A 22597-nucleotide genomic window follows, 5' to 3' on the forward strand; every position below is an offset into this window, starting at 1 on the left:
GGATCTGTGCCCACCAACAGACCTATGTAGTGGTGTGTCATACCATGTCACGTATGGCGTCAGCACCGAGCGACGACGAGATCTTCGATCAGTTCCTCACGGAGCGTGGGCACGAGACGGAGCAGGTCGGCTGGGACCAGAGTTATAACAAAAAGCAGTGCCCGGAGTGCGGTGGCCTCCACGACACCGCGGCGACAGAGTGCTCGGTGTGTGGCTGGGGACCGGGTAACTGACGGCTCTCACTGGCGGCGTGCAGTAATTCTTCTGGCGTCTGGGGATTCGAAAGAGAGTGTCCGGCAGGAGTGAGGAGCTCTGCGCGGGTGGGTGGTAAGACGGCGGTCGGCTACAGCTCGTCCAGCGAGTCGTGCAGGAACAGGCCCAGCGCCAGATGGTGGTACATCGCCTGCTCGATCTGCGACCGGGCAGCGTCCTCGTCAGCGACGGAATACTCCTTCGTTCGGACCAGTTCGTGCATCGACAACACGTCGTCACCTTCGATGTCGTGGAGCCGGGGGTACACCGTTCCCGGACTCAACTGCGCGTCGAACAGCCGCGACAGGTCGTCGATCAGCGCCTTCCCGTGGGTGCCGTCCCGCAACGCGATTAGCGCGATGAGGATCTCGTCCAGGTTCTGCTTGACGATCTCGTCGTCGAATTCGAACGACTCCTCTACTGCCAGCCGTTCCATGACCGAAGACAACACCTGCTCTGGGTCGTCTTCCTGACCGGTCCCGGGGGCCTCGGGTGACGCGGCCTCCAGGTCGTCACCGGCCGAGAGTTCTTGTATCAGCGTATTCACCAGCGGACTCGTACTCACGTTATCTCCGGACATTGGCAATCACTTGGACTCGATCCACACCCATTCCTCTCTACCACGGATATATAATGCCTCTCCCCCGGTTTCCGAGAATGAAAATGGGTATATAAAGGTATTTTCACGTGCTGAAAGAACCCCCTTCGGGACCGGGTGGATCACCTGCCGAGGGGACTTTCTCAACTATGATACGTCCCGCAATATCTTTTTACACAGGTGGACTCTACACGGTATAGTGGCAGAGGAACGTAGTATCGAGGAGGTCCTCGACACGATCGGGGACGAAAACGCACGCGAGATACTCGCGGCGATCAGTATCGAGCCGCGCTCGGCCAAGGAACTGGCCGAGGAGTGTGATCTGTCCTTACCCACCGTCTACCGGCGCATCGAGATCCTCGAGGAACACGATCTCGTCAAAGATCGGACGCTGGTGGCCGACGACGGCAACCACTACAAGATCTACGAGTCGAACTTCGACAGTACCGTCATCTCGCTGGAGGAGGAAGGGGAGTACCGGGTGCGGATCTACCGTGAGGAGAACCTCCCCGACCGGTTCAGCCAGCTCTGGGACGAACTGAACCCCGAGTGAGTGCGGTCGACTGCGAGTGAGTCGGACCCACACTGCCCCGGCGTCCGACGTACCTTTATGTTCGACGGGTGAGCAGTGGCGATATGGTCGAGACGGTGGCGATCGCCCGCGGGATCCTCATTCTCCTGCGACTCGTCACGTTCGGGTTGACGCTGGGGATCACGCTGATCAGCTTTCAGGCCTACCGGAAGAAACAGTCGGAGAAACTCCAGTCGGCGTTCATCGGTTTCGCGTTCATCAGTATGGGTGTCGCGATCACCAACGTCATCACGCAACTGGGTGCCGGTGGGGACCCCTCGTCGCTGACCAACATCTTCCTCCAGATGACCGAGACGATCCCCTTCATCATCGGGTTCGCCATGCTCTACCTCTCGCTGTACCGGTAACTGCCGACGAGGGAAAAATTCGCCCGCGTTCGGATCGGATCGAAGCCACGTTGCTTATGAGTGAGTAGCTCCATTAGTGGTCTAATGACCGACACGACGCCCGAAGTGGTCCGCCTGTTCGGGGGGCCGGGGAGCGGGAAGACCACGGCATTGCTCGACCGGGTCGAACAGTTACAAGAGGAGGGGGCAGACGTTCGCGACATTCTCGTCGTCTCCTATACGCGTGCGGCGGCCGCCGAGATCCGCGAACGCCTCGCGGAGCGGCTGGACATGACGCCGCGTGCCCTCCGTGGGAACGTCTCGACGATGCACGCGAAGGCCTACGAACTCCTCAACCTCTCGCGGGGTGACGTGGTGGGCGAGTCCGACAAGGAGGACTTCTGCGAGGAGTACGGCATCGAGTACGAGGACGAGAACAAGGGCGCACGCCGCCGGAGCGCTCGCTCGACCACCATCGGCAACAAAGTCATCGCGACCAGCCAGTGGCTCCAGCGCACCCGCCGGGACGTGGCCGACTGGTACGACGTCCCCTTCAAGTGGAACGTCGAGAAAGTACGGCTCCCGCCGGAGGAAGACCCCAACTCACAGACGGGGAACAAGTACACGCCGACCTGGCCCTCCGACGACGACCGGATCGACGTCCCCGAGGCCATCCGCGCCTGGCGCGGCTACAAGGGCGAGAACGGCCTCGTCGGCTTCGCGGACATGCTCGAACGCGTCAAGCAGCGCTCGCTGCTCCCGAACGTGGAGTATCTGGTGATCGACGAGTTTCAGGACATCACCACCCTCCAGTACGACGTCTACGAGGAGTGGAAACCGCACATGAAGCGGGTCCTGATCGCGGGCGACGACGACCAGGTCGTCTACGCCTGGCAGGGTGCCGACCCCGACCTCCTGCTCGACGAGGACGTGACCGAAGACGAGGTCCTCCCGAACTCCTACCGGCTTCCCTCGAAGATTCTCAACGTCGTCAACAAGGAGATCAGCCACATCGACAAGCGCCAGGAGAAAGACCTCGAACCGCGCAAGGAGGGCGGGCGCGTCGAGGCCCCGCCGAGGCCCTCGATGCTCGATCTCGTCCGGAACGTCCGCGCCACGCTCGAAGAGGACGAGGACAGCACGTCGATGATCCTCTTCCGGGCGCGCTACCAGATGTTCCAGTTCATCGACGAGTTCATCGGCGAAGGGATCCCCTTCCAGTGTCTGACCGACCAGAGGATGTGGACCGACCGGCTGACCCAGTACGTCCGTGCAGTCGAGGCGCTGGATCAGGACGACCCGGTCACGGCCCTGCAGGCCCGACGGCTGGCGGACATGCTCGCCGACTCCGCGTTCGGGACCGGCGAGCGTGACGACCTCTTCGACGCCATCGACGAGGAACAGGAGGCTGCCGACACCGACGACCTCGCGGAGATCACGGTCGAGGCCGACTTCGTCCGCGAGTTCGTCCCGTTCATGCCCGATCCCCGGGCCGCGGCCGACATGCTCCGGAAGGTCACCAACTTCCAGGAGCGGTCGGTCGACGCCTACTTCTCGGGTGACTACCAGGGGTTGGCGACCGACGCGGTCCGGGTCGGGACGATCCACTCCGCGAAGGGTCGTGAGGCCGACCACGTGTTCCTCGCGACCGACCTCACCGAGAAGGTGGTCGAGCAGATGGCCGCGACCGTCGAACAGGAGGGCCGCGAAGTCCCGGGCGTCGAGGAGTTCACCAAGCACACCGATCCGGTCCCGACCCTGACGGACAACGAGCGCCGCGTGTTCTACGTCGGGATGTCCCGCGCGCGCGAACGGCTGGTTCTCCTCGAAAATCTGGTCGACGGCGCGCCGACGCTGCCCATCGACGTGTTGCTGGAGAACGAACCCTCCGACAAGACCGTCGAGCAACTGCTCGACGAAGCGAAAAACGCCGTCGCGGTCCAGTAACTCACTCCTCCTCGTCGGTCTCGACGACGGAGCTCGCCACGTCCTGCGCAGCGTCGGCTGCCACGTCCGTCGGTTTCGTGACGTACTCTTCGGCGGCGACCATCAGCACGGCGATGGCGAGAAACCCGCCGCCGACGAGCCGGTTTCCGCTGACGAACATGTCCAGGCCGAACAGCGCGACCGGCGCGGCCAGGATCACCGTTCCCATCAGCCCGATCGTGTCGAGGATGCCCAGACCCATCTCGTGCCCGCCTTGGCAGTCGCCGGACAAAAGCGGTGGGTTGTACTCGCGGCAGGTTTTTGATCGCGCCGTGAGTCGGTCCGATATGGTCTCCCGCACGACCCGCGTCACCTTCGTTGCCCTCTCGGTCGCCGCCGCCGTCCTCGTGGTGAGTCTCGCCCTGAACCTCGAAGCGATGCTCCCGTACGGGAGTGCGATCCTGTTCCTGATCGTCTTCCCCGGGCTAAGCCTGCTCGTGCCCCAGCTGTATCTCGCCCGGACGACGGACGATCCGGGGATGCGGACGTGGCACCTCCGGGCCGGCCTCGGAGTCGGCGGCCTCCTGACGCTAGCCGGTGCAAGCTTCGACCCGACGGGCCGGACGGCGTTGCAGGTGATCGGGGCCGGACTGTTGCTCGCCCTCTTCGTCTACGAGGCCGTGCAGGGCTACTACGAGTCTTCGCTGTTCGAGGACGCCAGCGCGGAATGAAAACGGGTTTCGGCCCGCCACTCGTAGGACGGGTATGTTCACCGGCATCGTCGAGCGGACCGGCGAGATCACCGACGTGACCGACGACGAGGGGGGCCGCCGGCTGACGGTCGCGGCCGACCTCGACGACCTGCACCACGGCCAGAGCATCGCCATCAGCGGAGCCTGTCTGACCGTCGAGGAGTTCGGCTCCGACTGGTTCTCCCTGTTTCTCTCCGCGGAGACGCTCGACCAGACGTACCTCGGGGAACTGACCGAGGGCGACCTCGTCAACGTCGAGCGGGCGCTGCCTGCCGACGGCCGGTTCGACGGGCACGTCGTGCAGGGTCACGTCGACGGCACCGCCGAGGTGACAGCTATAGAGCAGATCGACGAGGACTGGGAGTTCCGGTTCTCGATTCCCGAGGAGCTGGAGCGGTATCTCGTCGAGAAGGGATCGGTGACTGTCGACGGGATCAGCCTGACTATCGCTGACCTGGCGTCGCGAAGCGACGCCGAACGAGCGAGCGGCGAGGACGGCGAGCCGCGAGCAGCCGAGGACGATTTCGGCGTCGCGGTCATCCCGGCGACCTACGAGATCACGACGCTCTCGGAGAAGTCGGTGGGTGATCCGGTCCACCTGGAGGTCGACGTGGTGGCCAAATACGTCGAACGCCTGCTGGCGGCGGACGCGGACCTGACGGCGAGTCAGACGCCCTACGCCGAGCGGTTCGAGGATTAGTCCCAGCCCGTGCGATCCAGCCCCGACACGTCCTCGGTTCGGTCGGCCCGGCGGTAGGCGTCGTTGTACTGCGAGAGCTTCCGGAGCAGCAGGTAGACGAACAGGCCGTCGTAGAGGACGACGAAGCTCAGGAAGACGACGAACGAGTCGACGGCGGTCGCGCCGGCGACTACCGGGACCAGCACCGAGGCAGAGACGTTGTAGGTCGCGTGGATGATGGCGGCGATGAGCAGCCCCTTCACGACGATGGGGCCGGCGTCGTCGGGGTTGAACTTCGCGAGGCCGAGGTAGTAGCCGGCGAAGGCCGAGTAGATGACGTGACCGGGGCCGGCAAGCGCCCGGATCGTGGCGATGTCCGAGCCGGCCTGGATCAGATTCATCCCCGGGGCCACCGACTGCAGGGAGTTGGTGATGTAGAGGGCGTTCTCGATGGTCGCGAAGCCGAGGCCCGCGACGGCCCCGTAGACCGCGCCGTCGATCACCGCGTCGAACTTCGGCGAGCGGTAGGCGTACATCCGGACGGCGAGTAGTTTCACGGCCTCCTCGACGGGGCCGACGACGAGGAAGTAGAGCGCGATCAGGCCCAGGATGGGAACCAGACCGAACCCGGAGCCGATAACCTGGACGGAGGTGCCGACGGAGTCGTTGAGGATCCCGGCGAAGTTCGCGAACAGGATCCCAAGCAGGAAGGTCACGACCAGTATTTCGAGCGGCTCGGCCGTCGTCACGTCGGCTCGCCAGAGGTACGCGGCGAGGACGAACGCCGGCACGACCGAGAGGGCGACGAACACGCCGACCCGTGGGTCGACCAGCAACCCGAACCCACCGAGCAGAAACTGGAGTCCCAGGATGAGGACCGCGACGACGATGACGGTCCATCGGAGCCCGACGATACCGGCGTGATAGAGTTGCTGGGCGAACCGGTCGAGTCCCGAGCGCACCTCCCACTCGGAGATCTCGTAGAGGTCTATCGACCCGTCGTCCATCGACTCCACCGGGTCCCGTCGGTCGTCCATATCCGTGGGTCGGACGACGCACACCTAACGCTTTGGCTCCGGCCTCGCTCAGTCGACCGCCGCTTTCGCGGCGTCGCCGAGCAGTCGCAGGGCGACCGCCCCGAGAACGAGATTACAGGCCACCAGAACGGCCACGGCGGGGACGACGGTGTTCCAGAGCCCGCCGAAGGCGGTCACGTCGAACACGCTCAGCACGTCCCGGCCGAGCATGAGCGCCCGGATGCCGTCGACGCCGTAGGTGATCGGGTTGGCGACGGCGACCGCCCGAATCCAGCCGGGCAGGACGGACAGCGGGAGGAAGGCACTGGAGACGAACAACAGCGGGAAGGTGAGCAGGTTCGCGATCATGATCGTCGCCTCCCGGTCGCGGGTTACCAGCGCGACGACGTTCGAGTACGCCATAAACAGGCCGCCGAAAAGCACCGTGACGGCGACGATGCCAACCAGTCCCGGCAAGCCCGTCCGAAGGTACCCCGCCGTCCCGGCATCCGTCGTGAGCGCCAGCATGGCATAGCCCAGCGAGAGGATTATCAGCGTCTGGACGACGATGCGGACGACCTCCGAGCAGACCTTGCCCAGAAACATCGCGCCCCGGTGCATCGGGGAGACGAGCGTCTTCTCGAACATCCCGGTCTCCATGTCGTCGACCAGCCCGATCCCGGAGACGGCGGCCGCGGCCAGCGCCGACTGGATCACGATGGCTGGCGTGAGGTAGGTGACGTAGTGAACGTCGCCGACGGTCGCGGCGAGCGCTGGACCGGCGACCGCACCCAGCACTTCGGCCATCAACACGAAGAAGACGACCGGCTGGACCAGCGAACTGAACGTGACGTAGGGGTTCCGGGAGGTCTTCCGGAGCCAGCGGGTCAGGCTGATCCGCATGTCCCCGACCGGCCCGTTCCCGTCAGCCCGCCGGGCGGTGTCGCTCCCGGCGTCGTCAGCGTGACTCATCGAGCCACCTCCAGTTCCCGGGTCGCACTGTCCTCGACCGATTCGAGGTCCTCGTCGGTGAGCCGGAGGAACACGTCGTCGAGTGTCGGTGACCGCACGTCGAAGCCGGTGACGGCGACCCCCACCGAATCGAGCGCGCGGAACAGCCCGCCGATCCCGTCTCTGGCGTTCTCGGCCGTGATTGTGAGCCCGTCGTCAGTGGGTTCGACGGTCGGGTCCTCGAAGACGCCCGACCGGTACACTGCTCGTGTCGCCCGATCCCTGTCGGCGGCGTCGACGAGGGTCACGTCGAATACGTCGCCACCGACGGCCGACTTCAGGGCGGCCGGTGTGTCGGTGGTGACGACCACGCCGTCCCGGAGCAAGGCCAGTCGGTCACAGAGTCGGTCCACCTCTTCGAGGTACTGGGTCGTCAGGAACACCGACGTCCCGCGGTCGTTAATCGACTGCAGGTACTCCCAGAACTGGAGCCGCGCTTCGGGGTCGAGGCCAGTCGTCGGTTCGTCGAGGAAGACGACCGGCGGCCGGTGGACGAGGACGGTCGCGGCGTCGAGCCGTTTCTGCATCCCGCCGGAGAACGTCTCCGCACGCTCGTCGGCCACCTCATCCAGCCCGACGAGTTCGAGCAGGTCGGCGATTCGCTCGTCCCGCTCGGCTTTCGGGACGCCGTAGACCTCACAGGTGTACCGCACGTTCTCGCGGGCGGTCAGTTCCTCGTCGACGCTGGTCTCCTGAGCCATGTAGCCGATGGACTCGCGGACGGCCTGTGGCTCCTCGGTGGTGTCGTACCCGTTGATCCGCACCGAGCCCCGTGTCGGGTGCAACAGCGTCACGAGGGTCTTGATCGTGGTCGTTTTGCCGGCACCGTTCGGGCCGAGGAAGCCGAAGAACTCCCCGGCACCGACCGCGAGGTCGACGCCGCGGACGGCCTCGGTGCCGTCGGCGTAGGTGACGTGGACGTTCTCTGCTTCGATGGCGAGGTCACCTGTCGGCGGGTCGGCCCTGTCCGTCTCGGTCGCTGGGCGTGTCGATTGCATCGCTGGACGCAGTGGTATCCCACCGACCGGGCTAACCCTGACTCTCAGCCGTCCGGCCGTTTAAGTATCAGTCGGGGAGTGGCGGCCAGGTCGAGGCGACAGTCGTCTCGATGACGTGGGCCTGGGCGCGCCGGAGGCGTTCGGATAGCGCGGAGGCAGTGATCCCCAGCTCCGCGGCTACGTCGTCCAGCGAGGCCATCCGTGGGATCTCGAAGTAGCCCATCTCGTAGGCGGTCCGGAGCGCTTCCTGCTGGCGGTCGGTCAGGCCCTCGCCCGGGGCCTCGGGTTCGCCGTCGCGGGTGAGCCGCCGGAGCCGAAAGCCCGCGTTCACCTGCCAGAACTCGCGGAACTGATCGAATGCGTCGCGGTCGGCGAACCAGCCGGCCTGGATCCACCCGGTCGGCGTGGCCTCGATGCGCTCGATCAGTGCGTCAGTGGTCGCTAGCTCGCGCAGTCCGTCCAGGTCTTCGATGGCGTCGCCGAGCGTCCCCTCCAGACTCGTGGCGGGGACGGTCTGGTACTGCCGTGTCTCGCCCGCCTGCCCGACGAGCGTGTAATCGGCGACGAACGCTGCGGACTCGAAGGCCCGTTCGATCTCCTCGATCTCCCCGCCGGACACGTACGCGACGAACAGCGGCCAGTTCCCGTGATTGTACTGGATCTTCAGATCCAGTTGCGTCTCGGGAACGGCCTTCGCAACCGACACGAGCGGGAGCGCCTCACAGGCAATCTCGAATTCGGCGACCAGTCCCATGCCCGACAGATTCCCGCCCCGTCAGTTGTGCGTGTCGGACCGCGTCGATGTGTGCGGGTAATTCTCTCACCAGCCGTATGATTAAACAGTATAATTCCGTTTAAGGGGCAGCGTTTTACGTGCGAATCGGAGACTGGCTGGTAATGACACGCTACAGCGCCAGTCGGGGGATCATGTACTCGGCCCCGCCGGCGAACGACGAGGACGAGGAGGCGGTCGAGGCGGCGACGGCGGCCGAAAGCGGAGACCCGGCGGCCGCGGACGATTAGAGAACTCGGGCGGAGCGAGCGATACGCGCGACTCCGAACGGAGACGTTTTTTCGCGCAGGCGCTAACGGGGAGTAATGACTGTGACTGCAGGCGTCGTCGCCGTGCAGGGCGACGTGAGCGAACACGCCGGGGCTATCGAGCGGGCAGCCGCCGCTCACGGCGAGGACGCCGAGGTGCGGGAGATCCGCGAGTCGGGCATCGTCCCGGAGTGTGACCTCTTGCTGTTGCCCGGCGGCGAGTCGACGACCATCTCCCGACTCCTCCACAGCGAGGGGATCGCGCCGGAAATCGTCGACCACGTCGCGGCGGACAAGCCGGTCCTGGCGACGTGTGCGGGGTTGATCGTCCTGTCGACGGATGCCAACGACGACCGCGTCGAGACGCTGGATCTGGTTGACGCGACCGTCGAGCGCAACGCCTTCGGCCGGCAGAAGGACAGCTTCGAGGCACCACTGGACGTGGTGGGACTCGACGATCCCTTCCACGCCGTGTTCATCCGCGCGCCGCTGATCGAGTCGGTCGGTGAGGCCGAGGTACTGGCCGAGTGGGACGGCCGACCGGTCGCGATACGGGACGGCCCGGTCGTCGGGACCTCCTTCCACCCGGAACTGACCGACGACGCGCGGATCCACGATCTGGCCTTCTTCGCGGAGAACTGACCGGCGGGCCGGGAGCCGGGGTTTTTGCCCACGCACGCCCTCCGATCGGGTATGGACGCGACAATCGAAGGCGTACGGGTCGCCGGCACGCCTACGGGGCCGGTGCCGGTCGTCCTGCTCGCGGTCGAGGGCGAGTCGGACCAGTTGCCGATCTTCGTCGGCTTCGACGAGGCCGCGAGCATCGCCCGCGGGCTCGATGCCGAGGACGTGGGTCGGCCGCTGACCCACGACCTCGCGCTGGATCTCGTCGAGGAACTCGGTGGCCGGATCGAGCGCGTGGTCGTCAGCGACGTGGACGAGGGGACCTACATCGCGGACCTCCACGTCGCGACACCTCGGGAATCGGTCGTAATCGACGCACGGCCGAGCGACTCGCTGGCGCTGGCCGCCCGGACGAACGCGCCGGTGGCGGTCGACGAATCGGTCTTCGAGGAGGGCCGACGCGACCCCGGGGAGTTCGAAGAGATGGACGACATCCGCGAAGTGATGGAAGTTTAGTCGCCGCGTCCGAAGGTCGGGCATGGACGACACCGACGCCGTGCTCGACGAGCTGTTCGCGGTGATCGAGGACCGCAAGGAGACCCTGCCCGAGGACTCCTACACCGCCTCGCTGTTCACCCACGAGAAAGGCGAGAACGCGGTGCTGGAGAAACTCGGCGAGGAGTCGACCGAACTCCTGCTGGCGGCCAAAGACGACGACCACGAGGAGATCGCCCACGAGGCCGCCGACATCGTCTACCACATGCTCGTCTTGCTCTCGATGAAAGGGATGGACGTGTCGGACCTGCGGGCGGAGTTGCGGGAGCGGCGGTAGCGTTATCTCCCCACCAGCCCGCCGACCGCACCCCCGATGGCGCTGTCGATTGCCAGAACCAGCGCGACGACGGCCCCGAAGACGAACACGCCGGCGCCCAGCAGGCCGGCGGCCGGGCCGACGACGACACCGCCCACCAGCCCAGCGCCGAGGCCGAACAGGACGGCCAGCACGATCCCACCGATCGCGCCCGCGAGCAGGCCGTGCCAGAGGCCGCTCCCGATCCCACCGCCGGCGACGTAGCCCGCGGCGAACCCGCCGAGCAGACCCGCGCCGATGTGGCCGATCACGGGGATGGCGAAGGCGAAGATCCCGGCGACGATACTCACGAGGAAGCCGATACCGACGGCGCGCCAGTCTGTCATGGCCCCACTGTCGGCCGCCGCGTGGAAAACGAAACCGTCGAGGTCGCCGTCGGGTGGTCGCTCGTTCGTTGCGGGCTGGAGGCCACGGCGGCGCGAGTGGGGGCCAAGGGACGCGCTTTTATGCCCGAACCGTCTACGAACGCCAACATGATTCTCGAGGACCTCCCGACGACGCCCACGTCGGAGGAGCTGATCGACCAGGCGTTCTCCCGGGCAGCTCGCGCAGGCCGGGCCAAATCCGGCTACGATGCCCAGCAGTCGATGCTCCAGACCGCAGCGAACGTCGTCTCGGACAACCTCGAGAACGTCGTCACCGCGTGGCCCGACATCGACGAACTCGATCCGTTCTACCGCGAACTGATCGATGCCCTCGTGGGTATCGACGACCTGCGCCAGCATCTCTCGGAGATCAGCTGGGCCAGCCGGAAGGCAGGCGACATCCGCGACGAGTACCAGAGCCGCTTCCGCGAGGTCGACGCCGACGGGGCCAAGAAACTCCGCAAGCAGGCCTTCGCCCGCATGGCCGACGTGGTCGAGGAGGTCGAGGACGACCTGCTCGCGGTCAACGAGGCCCGCAACACGCTGCGTGAGCTGCCGGATATCCGGCCCGACGAGCCGACCATCGTCGTCGCGGGGTACCCCAACGTCGGCAAATCGTCCTTCGTCAACCGGGTGACCAACGCCCGCAACGAGACGGCCTCCTACCCGTTCACGACGACCGAGATCCGCGTGGGCCACATCGAGCGCGATCACATCCGGTATCAACTGGTGGATACCCCGGGGCTGCTGGACCGCCCGCCGGAGGACCGCAACGAGATCGAATCCCAGGCCGTGAGTGCGCTGGAACACCTCGCCGACGCCATGCTCGTGATGGTCGACGCGAGCGGCGAGTGTGGGTACCCCCTCGACGTGCAACTGGAACTCCGGGACGCGCTGGAAGCGCGCTTCGCGGACGTGCCGGTGCTGACGGTCTGTAACAAGAGCGACCGCTCGACCGACGTGGAGGCCGACCACTACATGAGCGTCACCGAGGGTGAGAACATTCAGGGGACGCTCGATGCAGCGGTCGAGGCGGTCGGGTACGAACCGGAACTGCCCTACGACGACCGGTAGTCAGTCGGCTTGCTCGATGGTGACGTAGCGGACCTGCGTCCGTACGTCGTGGCCGGCCCCGTCGTCGACTGCAGTGTCGATTCGCTCGGCGAGTCCGCCGACCGCTTCCCCGTTCTCGGGTGGCACGCCGACGGTCACGACGACCCGATCGGGCCGGCTCAACAGGATCCCGTCGGTGAACTCGACTTGCGTGTCCAGGTGTGTCGCCCGCTCGTTCTCGGCGACGACGCCCTCGACGCCGTCGCGAATGTCCGCCTCGGTCTCGGCGTTCTGGAAGGAGTTGTAGGTGACACCGCCGAGGAAGACCGAGAGGACGGCGATGGCGACCGCGAGGATGGCGACGCGTTTCAGCACGGCGCTTCGAGCCTCGTCGAGTCGGAACCAGTGGCGGGGTCGGTAGCCGTTGTACCAGAGGACGGCGATGGCGGCGACGTTGATCGAGAGCCCGTTGACCAGGGCGAGGACGCCGGAGCCGATGCTGACCATCGGGAGGCCCCACGCGATGCCGATCCCGACGGTGGCGGCCGGCGGGATCAGTGCCACGGCGATCATGACGCCGACGATGGCCGCCGAGACGCCCGAGGACAAAGAGAGCGCGCCCGCGACGCCGGCACCGAGCGCGACGGCGAGCGAGAGGAAGTCGGGTGCCAGTCGCTCGCGGATCTCGGGGACTTCGGTGATCTCGATACCGGGCGGTATGAGGTGAGCGTACCGGACGAAGACGGCGAAGGCGGCGGCGCTGACGACCGCCAGCGACATGCCGAGCACCTGGAGCTTGACGCCGCGGTTGAACAGTTCCTGCTCGTCGAGCACCGTGCCGACGCTCGCGGCCATCGCCGGGCCGATCAGTGGGGCGATGACCATCGAGCCGACGACGACGGCCGGGGAGTCGAGCAACAGGCCGGCGGTGGCGATGATGGCGCTGATGACCGTCATCGTCGCGTAGATTCGGAGCGCCGGCGCGAGTTCCTCCGCCCGAGTCTGTAACTCCTCACGGGCGATCCGTCCCTCGTCGACTTCTTCCTCTTCGGCGTACCGGTCCTCCAGTTCCTCGAACCGGCGGGAAACGACGGTGCTGGCCTCGACGACGACGGTGTAGGCTTCGTCGTCGATGCCCGCCTCCCGGAGCCGTTCGAGTACGGGTTCGACCGCGGGGTTGGGCAGCGGCACGTGGACGATGGCCGTGAACTCCCGGCCGCTGGTCTCGTCGGTGACGACGTAGTCGACGCCCTCGTCGTCGAGCGCCCCGAGGACCGTCTCGCGTTTCCCCGTCGGGATTGTCACCTGGAGGAGTCGCACACTCGCTCCTCGAACGGGGAGGGGAAATACGTGGTGGGCCGTGGTGACCGTCTCGACCCCGTCCGTCGGAAACAGCGGCCCTTATCCGCGTGAGCCGTCTACGCTCGTCCATGTTCGATTCGCGGCCGGATCGCAGCGCGGAGGTCGTCCTCGTGGGACGCTCGAACGTCGGGAAGTCCACGTTGATGCGCGAACTGACCGGGCACACCTTCGACACGGGCCAGCGGCCGGGTGTCACCCGCCAGCCCAACCACTACGACTGGAACGCAGAGGACTTCGTCATCACCGACCTCCCCGGCTTCGGGTTCATGAAAGGCGTCCCCGACGAGGTCCGCGAGGAGATCAAAGACGACATCGTCGCCTACCTCGAACGCCACGCCGAGCAGATACTCGTCGCCGTCCTCGTGGTCGACGGCAAAGCCGTCATCGACATCATCGACCGCCACTCCGGTCCCGACGAGATCCCACACGACGTGGAGATGTTCCACTTCCTGCGCGAGATGGGCATTCCCGTCGTCGTCGCGGTCAACAAGATGGACAAGGTCGACGACCGCGACGAGCGACTGGACGCCCTCTGTGACCGACTCGGACTGCTCCCGCCGTGGCAACAGTGGCAGGAGACGATCGCCCCGATCACCGCCAAGCGCGGCTCCATCGAACCCATGACCGAGGCCGTCCGCAACCACCTCCACGAACAGCAACGCGACGATCTCTTTACCTTTTTCTGACAGGGTTAATTCCGCCGTATTATATCGCGTGAAAAATACGGGGGATGATCGAGTCGCGGATCTATCCGGCGATGGAGATCGTCGTTACTCGGTGGGAGCGTAGAAAACGGGGGGTAGAGGGGGATGTTGGGGGGTGGCACCCGAAAATTGGGTGCGCTCGAAGTTTAGAGCCTGATAATAATGAACCTTCCGGCTGACGACCCTCGTGACAAGTGTCGAACATTCTCGGACGGTCGATCGCGTAGTCGGTGGCGAGGCGACCGCCGCTCGGATCGGGGTGGTGAAAGGGCTTAGTGGGCCGGCCGCCAATGGGGAGGCGTGACAACGCCCGCATCCGAGACCGAGACGCCCGCGCCGACCGTTCGTGAGGCGGTCCAGGCGGATCTGCTCGCGGTGTACCGGATCGAGAAGGCCTCGTTCCCCCAGCCGTGGCCCTTCGCCGCCTTCCAGCGGTTTATCGGGGAACCGGGCTTTCTGATCGCGGAGGTCGGGGCCGGGGTCGCGGGTTATATCGTCGCCGACTCGATCCCCAACCACGGGCGGCCGCTGGGCCACGTCAAGGACCTCGCCGTCCACCCCGACCAGCGGGGCCAGGGCGTCGGCTCCACGCTGCTCCGGCGGGCGATGGGCGTCATGCGCGCCGAGGGCGTCGCCGAAGTCAAACTCGAAGTCCGGGAGGGAAACGACGCGGCGCGGGACCTCTACGAGTCGTTCGGGTTCGAACACCGGCGGACCGTCCCCCGCTACTACGACGACGGCGAGAACGCGCTCGTGCTGGTCGCCGACCTGTAAGGTCTATCCGTCCGCGGGCGTACGCTCGGGTATGGGATACACCTGTCCGGTGTGTGCGGACCCACAGGCCGACGCCGAACATCTGGCGAACCACCTCGCCTTCACCGCCATGCTCGGCGACGACGACCACGAGGCCTGGCTCGAAGAACACGCGCCCGACTGGGACGAGGCCGACGCCGACGCCCTGGCCGCGACCGTCACCGAACTCGCCGAGGAGACCGACTACCCGCAGGTCTTCGAAGACACAACGGATCACGATCACGATCACGACCACGAGCGCTCCGGCGCGCTGTTCGACGACGAGACCCCGGCCGTCGAACGCGGACGCGAGCGCGCGCAGGACCTGAGCGGCCTCGACGGCGCGGACGAGGAGATTCTGGAGGAAGCCCGAGAGATGACTCGGCAGATGCGGGATAGCGAGGACGAGCGAAGCGAGTCCTCGGACACGGCGAGCGGGGAGGACGAGCGGAACGCCGCCGACGGCGACGAGTCGGCCGACTCCGAAACCGAGTAACGGGAGCGAGTCACAGGTCCGGGTATGCACACCGAGGGAGTGTTCGCGCCGGAGACGGCGGCCGAGGCCCGGGAGCGGTACGCGGCCGTCGGCCCGGCCGCCCAGACCAGCGTCCGGGAGGTCGCCAAGGCGATGGATTTCGACAGCGAGGAGTACGAGGACCGCGTCACGGGATCGGTCGTCGCGACCGCCCACGAGGCCATCTTCGCCTCCCTGCTCGAAGTGACCGTCGGCACCGCCGCGGAGTTCGAGGTGTGGTGTGAGGACCACCCCGACTACGAGCGGGAAGTGATCGGCAACGAGAACGTCGACCGCGTCGTCTGGCACGCGACTCCCTTCGCCGAGACGGTCGTCGCGGCCACCTTCCAGGAGCGGGAGGGGGCGGCCGTCGGGACGCTCCGCCGGCAGGCGTTCGGCAGCGTCTATCGCGAGGTCGTGACTGGCGAGTAGGGCGGCCGGTTCCGCTATCGTTTTTCGGCCGGCGCACCGAGGGACGGGTATGCGACAGATCACGCGCCGGGTGACGCTTGCGATCCTCGTCGCGATCGTCCTGTTGCTCGCGCTCGGTGCTCTCCCCGGGTATCTCAAATCCGGCGATCCATACTACGTGACGGCGACGGCCACGGACGACCGGACGGCCGTCCCGGCGGACGCGCTCGCACCGAATCGCTATCCCTACACGACGGCCGCGCTGGCGAACGCGACCGGCAACGGGACCGAGAACGCCACGGGCCGCTCGGGGCCGTACTGGAAGGGACCAGTGGGGTTCAAGGGCGCGTTCACGCACTCGCCGTTCGACGAGATCGACGCGATACGGGGGCGCAACGCGTCCGCGGCAACCGACTCGGCCGTGTTCGTCCGCGCGAACGGCACCGTTTACCGACTGGAGGTGACACAGACCCCATGACCGACGATCCGACGCACCGACGGTTCGAGTCCGAGGATCACCCCGCTCGCGAACCCGCGGACTTCGACTGGCCCGTGCTGGAGTCGGCCGCCGAGTACGAGACCGGCTGGTACACCGGCGGCTACGACCGCGTCGGCCAGCCCGACGGCTCCGAGAAACGCTACTACTGGGCGGATCTGCCCGCCGCCGTCGTGATCGTGGCGGTCGTCGACGGCGGGGCCGTCCCGAGCGTGGCCACGGCTGAATCCACGACCGCTGACGACGACCGCGACCACCTCGTCGTGGTCGACCAGTACCGGCCCACCATCCGCGAGCAGTGTCTCGAACTCCCCGCGGGCATCGTCGAGGACGGCGAGAGCTACACCGACGCCGGCCGGCGGGAACTCCGCGAGGAGACCGGCTTCGAGGCCGCCGGCGTCTCCCTGATCGAGGAGTTCTGGTGTTCGACCGGCGTCCTCCGGCACCGCCGGGGCATCGTCTTCGCCGAGGGACTGGAACCGACCGAGACGGACCTCGACGACAACGAGTTCCTCAGCGTGACGACCGTCCCCGTCGACGAGGCGCTGGACGTGGCCCGGGAGGAACCGTCCAACGACGCCACGATCGAGGGGATCCTGCTGGCACAGGCGGAGGACCTGCTGTGATCGACGAGATCACGCCCGAGGAACTCGCGGCGCTGCTCGACGCCGACGAACCCGTGCGGATCGTCGACATCCGATCGCCGGCCGCGTTCCGTCGCGGGCACGTTCCCGGCAGCGAGAACGTCCCGTTCCCCCAGTTGCCGACCCGGGTCGACGAGTTCGCCGGTGCGGACCGCATCGTGACGGTCTGTCCCCACGGCCACGACAGCCTCCGGGCCGGTCGGTTGATCGTGTCTTCCGAGGCCGTCGACGACGCAACGGTCCAGAGCCTGGCCGGTGGGCTGGAAGCGTGGGACGGCGAGGTAGAAGCGGGCGCCGACGGGCGGGCGGACGACGAGGGTCCTGCTGCTCCGTTCTGAGCGAACGAGGGTGTACTGGGGCCGGCGAACCGCCGGCGAGGAGAGCGATCAGGCCACGTTGAAGCCCTTGTCGCGGAGGAAATCCTCGACGCGTCCGGTGTGGTTGCCCTGGAGCTCGATGGAGCCGTCTTCGACCGTGCCCCCGCAGGCGAACTTCGATTTCAGGTCCGAAGACAGGCTGTCCATGTCCACGTCGTTGGGATCGAACCCTTCGATGACCGTTACCTCTTTACCGTATCGGCGCTCGTCGATGCGGATGCTGATCTCCTGGGACTCTTTGGCGACGTCCTCACAGACGCAGAGCTCCTCGGGCAGCCCGCACGTCGAGCAGACTTCCGACATTACAACTCTGTCCTACGAAACCGACGTATTAAACACCTTCGGGACCGGCGGAAGCAAGCCCCGCGAGCCGGTTTCCGCGGTCACCCGAAGGGCCCCGTCCGCTCGCCGACGATCTCGTTCGCCGCCGCCACCGCGTCGTCGGCGACCGATCCCGTCACCTCCCCCGCGTACCGCGCCCGTTCGTGGAGTCGATACACCCGTTCGACGGGCTCGTCGGCGTCGATGGCCGACAGGTACTGCCGCGGGGTCTCCCCGTCCCGGCGCGGTCGCTCCTCACGGGCGAGGACGTACTCGGCGCGCTCGAAGGCCCGCTGCACGTCACTCCTCGGGTCGGTCCGTGGCTGCCAGCGGAGCCACACGGCCCGGTAGGCGCGCTCGCCCAGGCCCACCCGGCGTGCGCCCGCGACGACGCCGCCGAGTACCACGAGCGTGAGCGCAGCCTCCTCCCGAGACGGCGGTTCCGGTAGCGGGAGGCCGCCGCCATCGTCGCTCGTCGTCCGGTCCGGAGTCCCGTCGGCGGTCTGCGTCCGGATCGGCTCCGGCGTCGGGACGGGTGTGTCCGGAGTCGACTCGCCCACCGTCTGGGCCGGGGTCGACGGCGGTTCGGTCGTCGGCTCGGGGTCGTCGTCCACCTCCCCGAGGTCGTCCCCGCCGCCGTCGTCGATTTGCTCCTGCTCCGCGGCCTGTCGCGGGTCGGCCGGTGTCGGATCGAACCGCACCCAGCCGACGTCGGGGAAGTAGACCTCGACCCAGGCGTGGGAGTCCAGCCCCCGGACCTGGTACTCGTCGTCGCCGACCCGTTCGCCCGTGGTGTACCCGGTGACGAACCGCGCCGGGATGTCCTGGGTCCGGAGCATCGTCACCATCGTCGTCGCGAAGTAGGTGCAGTACCCCTCGTTCATCTCGAACAGGAAGCCATCGGCGATCTCGCCGTCGGGCCGCTCCACGTCCAGCGAGTAGCCCTTCTCCCGTTCGAGGTAGGACTCGACCGCTCTGGCCGTCTCGTAGGGCGTGTCGGCGTCGGCCGCGTCCTGAATATCCCGGGTCTGTGTCGCGACCCGGTCGGGCGTACTCGCAGGGAGGTTCGTGTACTGGGACTCGATCCGCTCGGGGTAGTCCTCGCCCGCCCGCTGGAGTCGGGCCGGGGACGTCACCGGCTGGCGGCTGACGACCGTGTAGGTGTCCCCGGGCGAGAACGACCCCGTCGGCTGGAGGCCGCCCAGCGAGGTGACCGACGTGTCCTCTGCCACGTCGTCACCGACGCTGACCGGCTTCCAGGCCGCCGGCATGGCGTTCAGGTTGGACTCGATCGTAACCGCCTGTTCGACGGCCTGGCTCTCCCCCGGGGGGCCGCGCATCTCGCCACGATAGCTCACGGTCGATCCGGTCCGGACCCAGCCGTCGCCGGTGTAGCGGTCGTACGCGCCGGTCCGCCAGTAGGTCGGCCGCTCGCTCTCGACGGTGAACCGGACCTCCTCCGAGAGGCTGATCGACCCCTGGATCGAGACGCGCTTGTCGGAGTCGATCAGACTCCCCTCGATGGTGTCGGTGCCGCCGTCCCCGAACAGCCCGAACGGCGTCCCCGCCCCGCCGGGGACGACGCTGACGGTCATCGTCACGACCACCATCGCCGCGAGCACGACCGCCATCGTCTCGACGGCCCGATCGGTCCCGCCGAACCGTTCGAGCCGACCGAACCCGACGGTCCCGACCGCACCCAGCGCACCCAGCAACGCGACCAGCGTCTCCACGTCGCCCGTGAGGACGAAGAAGGTCAGCGCGGCCCCACCGACCAGCGCCGTCCCGACGTACCGCCGCCGGAGCGCCAGGTACCACGTCAGGAAGACGGGCGCCGGCGTGTACGCCAGCGCGAAAAGCTCGATCATCTGGAGGCGCAACACCGACAGTCCCAGAAACAGCGACACCACGTCGCCGACGATGCGGTCCTGCTGGGCGAGCACGTCCGCCGGCAGTGCCGCCGCGTACGTCCCCAGGCCGACCACCAGTAGCGCCAGCCCGACGGGCAGGGCCGTCCACGCCCCGACGACCCGCGACAGCCCCGTCGCCACCACCAGTGTCGTCGCCACGACCAGCAAGAATGTATTGGGATCGCCGACCACGTCGATGATCCCGTACAGCGGGAAGGTGAAGGAAAACAGCAGGACGCCCGCCGACAGCAGGGCCAGCCCGCGCGGTTCGAAGACCGCGGTCCAGGGCCGCCGCGCCGCGTCGAGCGCTCCCTCCGCGGTCGCCCCTCCGGTGTCGGTACTCATCGCGACACCTCCCGTTCGGCCGTTGGGGTTCCGACTGCGGCGTCGCCGATACCGTCGCTGTCACTTTTATCCCTGTCCGCCGTCGCCTGCGCCCGCTCGCCGTCGTCAGCGGGTGATTCCGGCGGTGTGGAGCCGATAGAGAGCCGGTGATCCTGTCCGTCGATGGTCGCGGTCACGCCCTCGTCGTCGGCGGTGAGGACCACGTCCGCCCCCTCCCGGGCCGGTCGGGCCGGCTGTCCCGAACCCGTGCGCGCGAGCAGTTCGAGGACGCGTCGCCGCTGGGCGCGCCCCCGACCGGGCGACACCTCGCCGGCTGGACAGGCTACTCCGACCGACAGGCCCCGATCGAGCGCCAGCACCGCGAGACTGGCCGCGGCCGACGCCATCGCGTCGTCGTGGCCCGTCGTGGCCCCCGCCGCGATCGAGAGCGTCGACTCGCGTTGCTCGCTGACGAACTGCTTGACGACGAGGTCGTCCCCGCTGTGCTTGGCGCTGGATTTCCAGTGGACGTCCCGGAGCGGGTCGCCCGGCGCGTACTCCCGGATCGTGTCGAAGGCCTGCCGGTCGGTCGCCGTCTCCTGACCGAGCAGGCGCGCGACGGCGTCGTCCTCGCGCAGGTCCACGAGCGGCGGGTAGACCAGCGCCGTCGCGCTCCCCTCGGGTTCGAAGGAGCGCACGAACAGGCCGAGCACGTCGGTCACGACGACGCGTGGCGGTCCGAGGTCCCACGCGCCCCGCGCCCCGAGTTCGATCTCGTACTCGACGGTGGCCGGGAGCGTCACCCGGCGGTCGTTCCCCTCGGCCGCTACGCCCGGCGGTACGGCGTCGGTCACCCGCGCGAGCGCCCCACCGTCGACGGTCAACGCGACGGTACGTGACTCGCCGGGATGGCCGGGGGCGGGGTCCTCGCGGTCGATCTCCGGCCGGCCGGCGCGGTACACCTGGAGGACGCTCACGAGCAGTGCGATCAGCGCGGGCGCGGCCAGCGCGTTCAGCGCCCGGGCACCCGAGGCGGACGCCATCAGGATCGACCCGACGGCCACGCCGACCACGCCGACGGTGCGCCAGGTCGGTCTCATTCTACCGGAACGGTCGAAAGCGTCTCGGCGACGACTTCCTCGCCGGTCCGCTCGCCCGTCGCCGTCTGGACCCGGTGGGGCATGATCGCCCGCGCTTCCGTCTGCACGTCGTCGGGAATCACGTAGCTCCGGCCCGCGAGCGCCGCCCGCGCCTGAGCCGCCCGCAGGAGCGCGATGGATCCCCGTGGACTCACGCCCAGCTGGGCCTGTTCACGGGTGTACTCGGCGAGCCGAGTGACGTAGCCCCGGACCGGCTCCTCGACGGTGACTCTGCTGACCGCCGTCCGGGCGGCCTGGAGGTCCCCGAGCGTGGCCACCGGCGAGAGGTCCTCGATGGGGTGGTCCCCCACCACGCGGCCGAGCATCTCGGCCTCCTCGTCGGTGTCGGGGTAGCCGAGGTGGAGTTTCTTCATGAACCGGTCGAGTTCGGCCATCGGGAGCTCGTAGGTCCGGTCGCGCTCGACCGTGTTCTGGGTCGCGATCACGGTGAAGGGATCGGGCATCTCGTGGGTCTCGCCGTCGACGGTGACCTGCTGTTCCTCCATGGCCTCCAGCAGGGCGCTCTGGGTCTTGGGTGGTGCGCGATTTATTTCGTCGCCCAGCACGACGTTGGCGAACACCGGGCCGGGCCGGAAGTCGAACTCGCCGGTCTTCTGGTTGTAGACGTTGACGCCGGTGATGTCGGAGGGCAACAGGTCCGGCGTGAACTGCACGCGTTTGAACGAGCCGTCGAAGGAGGCGGCGATGGAGCGGGCGAGCATCGTCTTGCCGACGCCGGGGACGTCCTCCAGCAGGACGTGCCCGCGGCCCAGCACCGCGGTGAGGATGTGTTCGATCTCCGCGTCGTGGCCGACGATCACCTCGCCGACGTTCTCGGCGACTCGGCGGGCGAGCGCGCCGGCTGCCTCGACGCCCTCGTCTGCCTCCTGTCCTACCGTCGATGTGTCTGCGTCAGTCATGGATAGCGGGGATTGGGGGCGAGTCACGGGTCCACGGCGGACCGTAACCTGTCTCGTCGAACCGGCCGAACGAACCGCTGGCTCGGAGGTAGCGTCCGGCGAGCCAGCGACCGTCGGTGCCGTTCACATGCGCCGTTCGGGCCGGTCCCACGTAATATTGCTGTATCAGTCGGCTGACCATCACCACTCCTTGCAGTCGGCACAGACCAGGTCGTCGCCGTCCCGCCAGCGGCGGTCGGTGGACTCGCCACAGGACACACACTCGGCGCCGTCTCCGCTCCAGGCGTACGTCGACGCGGCCGGCGTGACGCCGTCGGGTTCGTCACCCGCGTCACCCTCGTTCCCATCGCTCCCCGTACCGCTCGCGGATTCCGAGGACTCACTGCGTTCGTCCTCGCCCCTCGCGGGTCGTCCTTCCCCGCTCGCGGATTCCGAGGACTCACTGCGGTCGTCCTCGCTATCGCCGCTCGCGTCCACGAACTCCTCCAGCGAGGCGTCGTCCATACCGGCCCTGCGTGCCCGGCCGCCTTAGAACTTCGGCGAACCGCGAGAAACAAGTACCAGCCCTCCAACCCTCGG

At 67.4% G+C, this 22597-nt stretch carries 31 protein-coding genes; 18 read left to right on the forward strand and 13 right to left on the reverse strand.

The window, feature by feature from the left end:
- Window positions 1-53: 53 nt before the first annotated feature.
- The gene (locus BV210_RS10630; protein WP_077206643.1) at window positions 54-233 is read left to right on the forward strand and encodes an HVO_0416 family zinc finger protein; all 180 of its coding nucleotides are present in this window, start codon (window positions 54-56) and stop codon (window positions 231-233) included.
- Window positions 234-343: 110 nt separating this feature from the next.
- On the opposite strand, the gene BV210_RS10635 is transcribed toward BV210_RS10630, so the two are convergent.
- Window positions 344-817: a helix-turn-helix transcriptional regulator gene (locus BV210_RS10635; protein ID WP_216640619.1), complete on the reverse strand. Its 474-nt coding sequence runs from the start codon at window positions 815-817 to the stop codon at window positions 344-346.
- Between the two features lie 232 nt (window positions 818-1049).
- Between BV210_RS10635 and BV210_RS10640 the strand changes: the two genes are divergently transcribed.
- From BV210_RS10640 to BV210_RS10650, 3 genes are all read left to right on the forward strand, one after another.
- On the forward strand, window positions 1050-1403 hold the full coding sequence (locus BV210_RS10640; RefSeq protein WP_077206645.1) for a helix-turn-helix domain-containing protein: 354 nt from the start codon (window positions 1050-1052) through the stop codon (window positions 1401-1403).
- 83 nt (window positions 1404-1486) lie between these two features.
- On the forward strand, window positions 1487-1789 hold the full coding sequence (locus BV210_RS10645) for a hypothetical protein (protein WP_077206646.1): 303 nt from the start codon (window positions 1487-1489) through the stop codon (window positions 1787-1789).
- Between the two features lie 84 nt (window positions 1790-1873).
- The gene (locus BV210_RS10650; RefSeq protein WP_077206647.1) at window positions 1874-3715 is read left to right on the forward strand and encodes a UvrD-helicase domain-containing protein; all 1842 of its coding nucleotides are present in this window, start codon (window positions 1874-1876) and stop codon (window positions 3713-3715) included.
- Between the two features lies 1 nt (window position 3716).
- Here BV210_RS10650 and BV210_RS10655 read toward each other — a convergent pair whose 3' ends face one another.
- Complete coding sequence (locus BV210_RS10655; RefSeq protein ID WP_077206648.1) at window positions 3717-3956, reverse strand: hypothetical protein; 240 nt, start codon at window positions 3954-3956, stop codon at window positions 3717-3719.
- A gap of 85 nt (window positions 3957-4041) precedes the next feature.
- Here BV210_RS10655 and BV210_RS10660 point away from each other — a divergent pair, with 85 nt between their 5' ends.
- Window positions 4042-4425, forward strand: coding sequence for a hypothetical protein (locus tag BV210_RS10660; protein WP_077206649.1), 384 nt, complete (start codon window positions 4042-4044; stop codon window positions 4423-4425).
- Between the two features lie 34 nt (window positions 4426-4459).
- The gene (locus BV210_RS10665; RefSeq protein WP_077206650.1) at window positions 4460-5146 is read left to right on the forward strand and encodes a riboflavin synthase; all 687 of its coding nucleotides are present in this window, start codon (window positions 4460-4462) and stop codon (window positions 5144-5146) included.
- Here BV210_RS10665 and BV210_RS10670 read toward each other — a convergent pair.
- The 4 genes from BV210_RS10670 to BV210_RS10685 form a co-directional block, all read right to left on the reverse strand.
- Window positions 5143-6162 carry a PrsW family intramembrane metalloprotease gene (locus tag BV210_RS10670; protein ID WP_077206651.1) on the reverse strand — a complete coding sequence of 340 codons (1020 nt, stop codon included), beginning with the start codon at window positions 6160-6162 and terminating at the stop codon, window positions 5143-5145. The two genes, BV210_RS10665 and BV210_RS10670, sit on opposite strands and share 4 nt — an antisense overlap.
- Window positions 6163-6210: 48 nt before the next feature.
- Entirely contained in the window at window positions 6211-7113 is a 903-nt protein-coding gene (locus BV210_RS10675; protein WP_077206652.1) for an ABC transporter permease, read from the reverse strand.
- Window positions 7110-8150 (reverse strand): ABC transporter ATP-binding protein, encoded by a 1041-nt coding sequence (locus BV210_RS10680; protein ID WP_077206653.1) that lies wholly within the window; start codon window positions 8148-8150, stop codon window positions 7110-7112. Before BV210_RS10680 ends, BV210_RS10675 begins: the two co-directional genes overlap by 4 nt.
- A gap of 67 nt (window positions 8151-8217) precedes the next feature.
- A complete protein-coding gene (locus BV210_RS10685; protein ID WP_077206654.1) occupies window positions 8218-8904 on the reverse strand; it encodes a helix-turn-helix domain-containing protein in 687 nt (228 codons plus the stop codon).
- Between the two features lie 143 nt (window positions 8905-9047).
- Here BV210_RS10685 and BV210_RS20770 point away from each other — a divergent pair, with 143 nt between their 5' ends.
- From BV210_RS20770 to hisE, 4 genes are all read left to right on the forward strand, one after another.
- The gene (locus tag BV210_RS20770; RefSeq protein WP_256385536.1) at window positions 9048-9173 is read left to right on the forward strand and encodes a hypothetical protein; all 126 of its coding nucleotides are present in this window, start codon (window positions 9048-9050) and stop codon (window positions 9171-9173) included.
- A gap of 75 nt (window positions 9174-9248) precedes the next feature.
- Window positions 9249-9833: a pyridoxal 5'-phosphate synthase glutaminase subunit PdxT gene (pdxT, locus tag BV210_RS10690; RefSeq protein ID WP_077206655.1), complete on the forward strand. Its 585-nt coding sequence runs from the start codon at window positions 9249-9251 to the stop codon at window positions 9831-9833.
- A gap of 51 nt (window positions 9834-9884) precedes the next feature.
- On the forward strand, window positions 9885-10331 hold the full coding sequence (locus BV210_RS10695; protein WP_077206656.1) for a bifunctional nuclease family protein: 447 nt from the start codon (window positions 9885-9887) through the stop codon (window positions 10329-10331).
- 22 nt (window positions 10332-10353) lie between these two features.
- Window positions 10354-10647, forward strand: a complete 294-nt coding sequence (gene hisE / locus BV210_RS10700) for a phosphoribosyl-ATP diphosphatase (protein ID WP_077206657.1) — start codon at window positions 10354-10356, stop codon at window positions 10645-10647.
- A gap of 2 nt (window positions 10648-10649) precedes the next feature.
- On the opposite strand, the gene BV210_RS10705 is transcribed toward hisE, so the two are convergent.
- Window positions 10650-11012: a DUF5518 domain-containing protein gene (locus tag BV210_RS10705; RefSeq protein ID WP_077206658.1), complete on the reverse strand. Its 363-nt coding sequence runs from the start codon at window positions 11010-11012 to the stop codon at window positions 10650-10652.
- Between the two features lie 147 nt (window positions 11013-11159).
- Between BV210_RS10705 and BV210_RS10710 the strand changes: the two genes are divergently transcribed.
- Entirely contained in the window at window positions 11160-12125 is a 966-nt protein-coding gene (locus BV210_RS10710) for a GTPase (protein WP_077206659.1), read from the forward strand.
- Here the strand turns inward: BV210_RS10710 and BV210_RS10715 are convergent, their stop codons facing one another.
- Window positions 12126-13424, reverse strand: a complete 1299-nt coding sequence (locus BV210_RS10715; RefSeq protein WP_077206660.1) for a TIGR00341 family protein — start codon at window positions 13422-13424, stop codon at window positions 12126-12128. It abuts the gene before it with no gap.
- 110 nt (window positions 13425-13534) lie between these two features.
- Between BV210_RS10715 and engB the strand changes: the two genes are divergently transcribed.
- The 7 genes from engB to BV210_RS10750 all read left to right on the forward strand — a co-directional run bounded on the left by engB (window position 13535) and on the right by BV210_RS10750 (window position 17365).
- On the forward strand, window positions 13535-14152 hold the full coding sequence (gene engB / locus BV210_RS10720; protein WP_077206661.1) for a GTP-binding protein EngB: 618 nt from the start codon (window positions 13535-13537) through the stop codon (window positions 14150-14152).
- A 318-nt stretch (window positions 14153-14470) separates the two neighbouring features.
- A complete protein-coding gene (gene rimI / locus BV210_RS10725) occupies window positions 14471-14944 on the forward strand; it encodes a ribosomal protein S18-alanine N-acetyltransferase (RefSeq protein WP_077206662.1) in 474 nt (157 codons plus the stop codon).
- A 31-nt stretch (window positions 14945-14975) separates the two neighbouring features.
- Window positions 14976-15458, forward strand: a complete 483-nt coding sequence (locus BV210_RS10730; protein ID WP_077206663.1) for a DUF5810 domain-containing protein — start codon at window positions 14976-14978, stop codon at window positions 15456-15458.
- A 24-nt stretch (window positions 15459-15482) separates the two neighbouring features.
- The gene (locus BV210_RS10735) at window positions 15483-15908 is read left to right on the forward strand and encodes a DUF5809 family protein (protein ID WP_077206664.1); all 426 of its coding nucleotides are present in this window, start codon (window positions 15483-15485) and stop codon (window positions 15906-15908) included.
- 49 nt (window positions 15909-15957) lie between these two features.
- The gene (locus BV210_RS10740) at window positions 15958-16365 is read left to right on the forward strand and encodes a hypothetical protein (RefSeq protein ID WP_077206665.1); all 408 of its coding nucleotides are present in this window, start codon (window positions 15958-15960) and stop codon (window positions 16363-16365) included.
- Window positions 16362-17009, forward strand: a complete 648-nt coding sequence (locus BV210_RS10745) for an NUDIX hydrolase (RefSeq protein WP_084802615.1) — start codon at window positions 16362-16364, stop codon at window positions 17007-17009. The genes BV210_RS10740 and BV210_RS10745 overlap by 4 nt, the downstream gene beginning before the upstream one ends.
- Window positions 17006-17365, forward strand: a complete 360-nt coding sequence (locus BV210_RS10750; RefSeq protein ID WP_077206666.1) for a rhodanese-like domain-containing protein — start codon at window positions 17006-17008, stop codon at window positions 17363-17365. Before BV210_RS10745 ends, BV210_RS10750 begins: the two co-directional genes overlap by 4 nt.
- 48 nt (window positions 17366-17413) lie before the next feature.
- Here the strand turns inward: BV210_RS10750 and yciH are convergent, their stop codons facing one another.
- The 5 genes from yciH to BV210_RS10775 form a co-directional block, all read right to left on the reverse strand.
- On the reverse strand, window positions 17414-17707 hold the full coding sequence (gene yciH, locus BV210_RS10755) for a stress response translation initiation inhibitor YciH (protein ID WP_077206667.1): 294 nt from the start codon (window positions 17705-17707) through the stop codon (window positions 17414-17416).
- A gap of 80 nt (window positions 17708-17787) precedes the next feature.
- Entirely contained in the window at window positions 17788-19980 is a 2193-nt protein-coding gene (locus BV210_RS10760) for a DUF3488 and DUF4129 domain-containing transglutaminase family protein (protein ID WP_077206668.1), read from the reverse strand.
- Window positions 19977-21059 carry a DUF58 domain-containing protein gene (locus BV210_RS10765; RefSeq protein ID WP_077206669.1) on the reverse strand — a complete coding sequence of 361 codons (1083 nt, stop codon included), beginning with the start codon at window positions 21057-21059 and terminating at the stop codon, window positions 19977-19979. Before BV210_RS10765 ends, BV210_RS10760 begins: the two co-directional genes overlap by 4 nt.
- Entirely contained in the window at window positions 21056-22018 is a 963-nt protein-coding gene (locus tag BV210_RS10770) for a MoxR family ATPase (protein ID WP_077206670.1), read from the reverse strand. The genes BV210_RS10765 and BV210_RS10770 overlap by 4 nt, the downstream gene beginning before the upstream one ends.
- Before the next feature lie 180 nt (window positions 22019-22198).
- Window positions 22199-22522, reverse strand: coding sequence for a hypothetical protein (locus BV210_RS10775; protein ID WP_077206671.1), 324 nt, complete (start codon window positions 22520-22522; stop codon window positions 22199-22201).
- Between the last annotated feature and the right edge of the window lie 75 nt (window positions 22523-22597).

Origin of the sequence: Halorientalis sp. IM1011, assembly GCF_001989615.1 — an archaeon.
In the GTDB taxonomy this organism is placed as follows: Archaea; Halobacteriota; Halobacteria; order Halobacteriales; family Haloarculaceae; genus Halorientalis.

Coding starts and splice junctions, on each gene's coding strand:
- BV210_RS10630 (WP_077206643.1), top strand. CDS start 54: ATGGCGTCAGCACCGAGCGACGACGAGATCTTCGATCAGTTCCTCACG.
- BV210_RS10645 (WP_077206646.1), top strand. CDS start 1,487: ATGGTCGAGACGGTGGCGATCGCCCGCGGGATCCTCATTCTCCTGCGA.
- BV210_RS10650 (WP_077206647.1), top strand. CDS start 1,874: ATGACCGACACGACGCCCGAAGTGGTCCGCCTGTTCGGGGGGCCGGGG.
- BV210_RS10655 (WP_077206648.1), bottom strand. CDS start 3,956: ATGGGTCTGGGCATCCTCGACACGATCGGGCTGATGGGAACGGTGATC.
- BV210_RS10660 (WP_077206649.1), top strand. CDS start 4,042: ATGGTCTCCCGCACGACCCGCGTCACCTTCGTTGCCCTCTCGGTCGCC.
- BV210_RS10665 (WP_077206650.1), top strand. CDS start 4,460: ATGTTCACCGGCATCGTCGAGCGGACCGGCGAGATCACCGACGTGACC.
- BV210_RS10670 (WP_077206651.1), bottom strand. CDS start 6,162: ATGGACGACCGACGGGACCCGGTGGAGTCGATGGACGACGGGTCGATA.
- BV210_RS10675 (WP_077206652.1), bottom strand. CDS start 7,113: ATGAGTCACGCTGACGACGCCGGGAGCGACACCGCCCGGCGGGCTGAC.
- BV210_RS10680 (WP_077206653.1), bottom strand. CDS start 8,150: ATGCAATCGACACGCCCAGCGACCGAGACGGACAGGGCCGACCCGCCG.
- BV210_RS10685 (WP_077206654.1), bottom strand. CDS start 8,904: ATGGGACTGGTCGCCGAATTCGAGATTGCCTGTGAGGCGCTCCCGCTC.
- BV210_RS20770 (WP_256385536.1), top strand. CDS start 9,048: ATGACACGCTACAGCGCCAGTCGGGGGATCATGTACTCGGCCCCGCCG.
- pdxT (WP_077206655.1), top strand. CDS start 9,249: ATGACTGTGACTGCAGGCGTCGTCGCCGTGCAGGGCGACGTGAGCGAA.
- BV210_RS10695 (WP_077206656.1), top strand. CDS start 9,885: ATGGACGCGACAATCGAAGGCGTACGGGTCGCCGGCACGCCTACGGGG.
- hisE (WP_077206657.1), top strand. CDS start 10,354: ATGGACGACACCGACGCCGTGCTCGACGAGCTGTTCGCGGTGATCGAG.
- BV210_RS10705 (WP_077206658.1), bottom strand. CDS start 11,012: ATGACAGACTGGCGCGCCGTCGGTATCGGCTTCCTCGTGAGTATCGTC.
- BV210_RS10710 (WP_077206659.1), top strand. CDS start 11,160: ATGATTCTCGAGGACCTCCCGACGACGCCCACGTCGGAGGAGCTGATC.
- engB (WP_077206661.1), top strand. CDS start 13,535: ATGTTCGATTCGCGGCCGGATCGCAGCGCGGAGGTCGTCCTCGTGGGA.
- BV210_RS10730 (WP_077206663.1), top strand. CDS start 14,976: ATGGGATACACCTGTCCGGTGTGTGCGGACCCACAGGCCGACGCCGAA.
- BV210_RS10735 (WP_077206664.1), top strand. CDS start 15,483: ATGCACACCGAGGGAGTGTTCGCGCCGGAGACGGCGGCCGAGGCCCGG.
- BV210_RS10740 (WP_077206665.1), top strand. CDS start 15,958: ATGCGACAGATCACGCGCCGGGTGACGCTTGCGATCCTCGTCGCGATC.
- BV210_RS10745 (WP_084802615.1), top strand. CDS start 16,362: ATGACCGACGATCCGACGCACCGACGGTTCGAGTCCGAGGATCACCCC.
- yciH (WP_077206667.1), bottom strand. CDS start 17,707: ATGTCGGAAGTCTGCTCGACGTGCGGGCTGCCCGAGGAGCTCTGCGTC.
- BV210_RS10760 (WP_077206668.1), bottom strand. CDS start 19,980: ATGAGTACCGACACCGGAGGGGCGACCGCGGAGGGAGCGCTCGACGCG.
- BV210_RS10765 (WP_077206669.1), bottom strand. CDS start 21,059: ATGAGACCGACCTGGCGCACCGTCGGCGTGGTCGGCGTGGCCGTCGGG.
- BV210_RS10770 (WP_077206670.1), bottom strand. CDS start 22,018: ATGACTGACGCAGACACATCGACGGTAGGACAGGAGGCAGACGAGGGC.
- BV210_RS10775 (WP_077206671.1), bottom strand. CDS start 22,522: ATGGACGACGCCTCGCTGGAGGAGTTCGTGGACGCGAGCGGCGATAGC.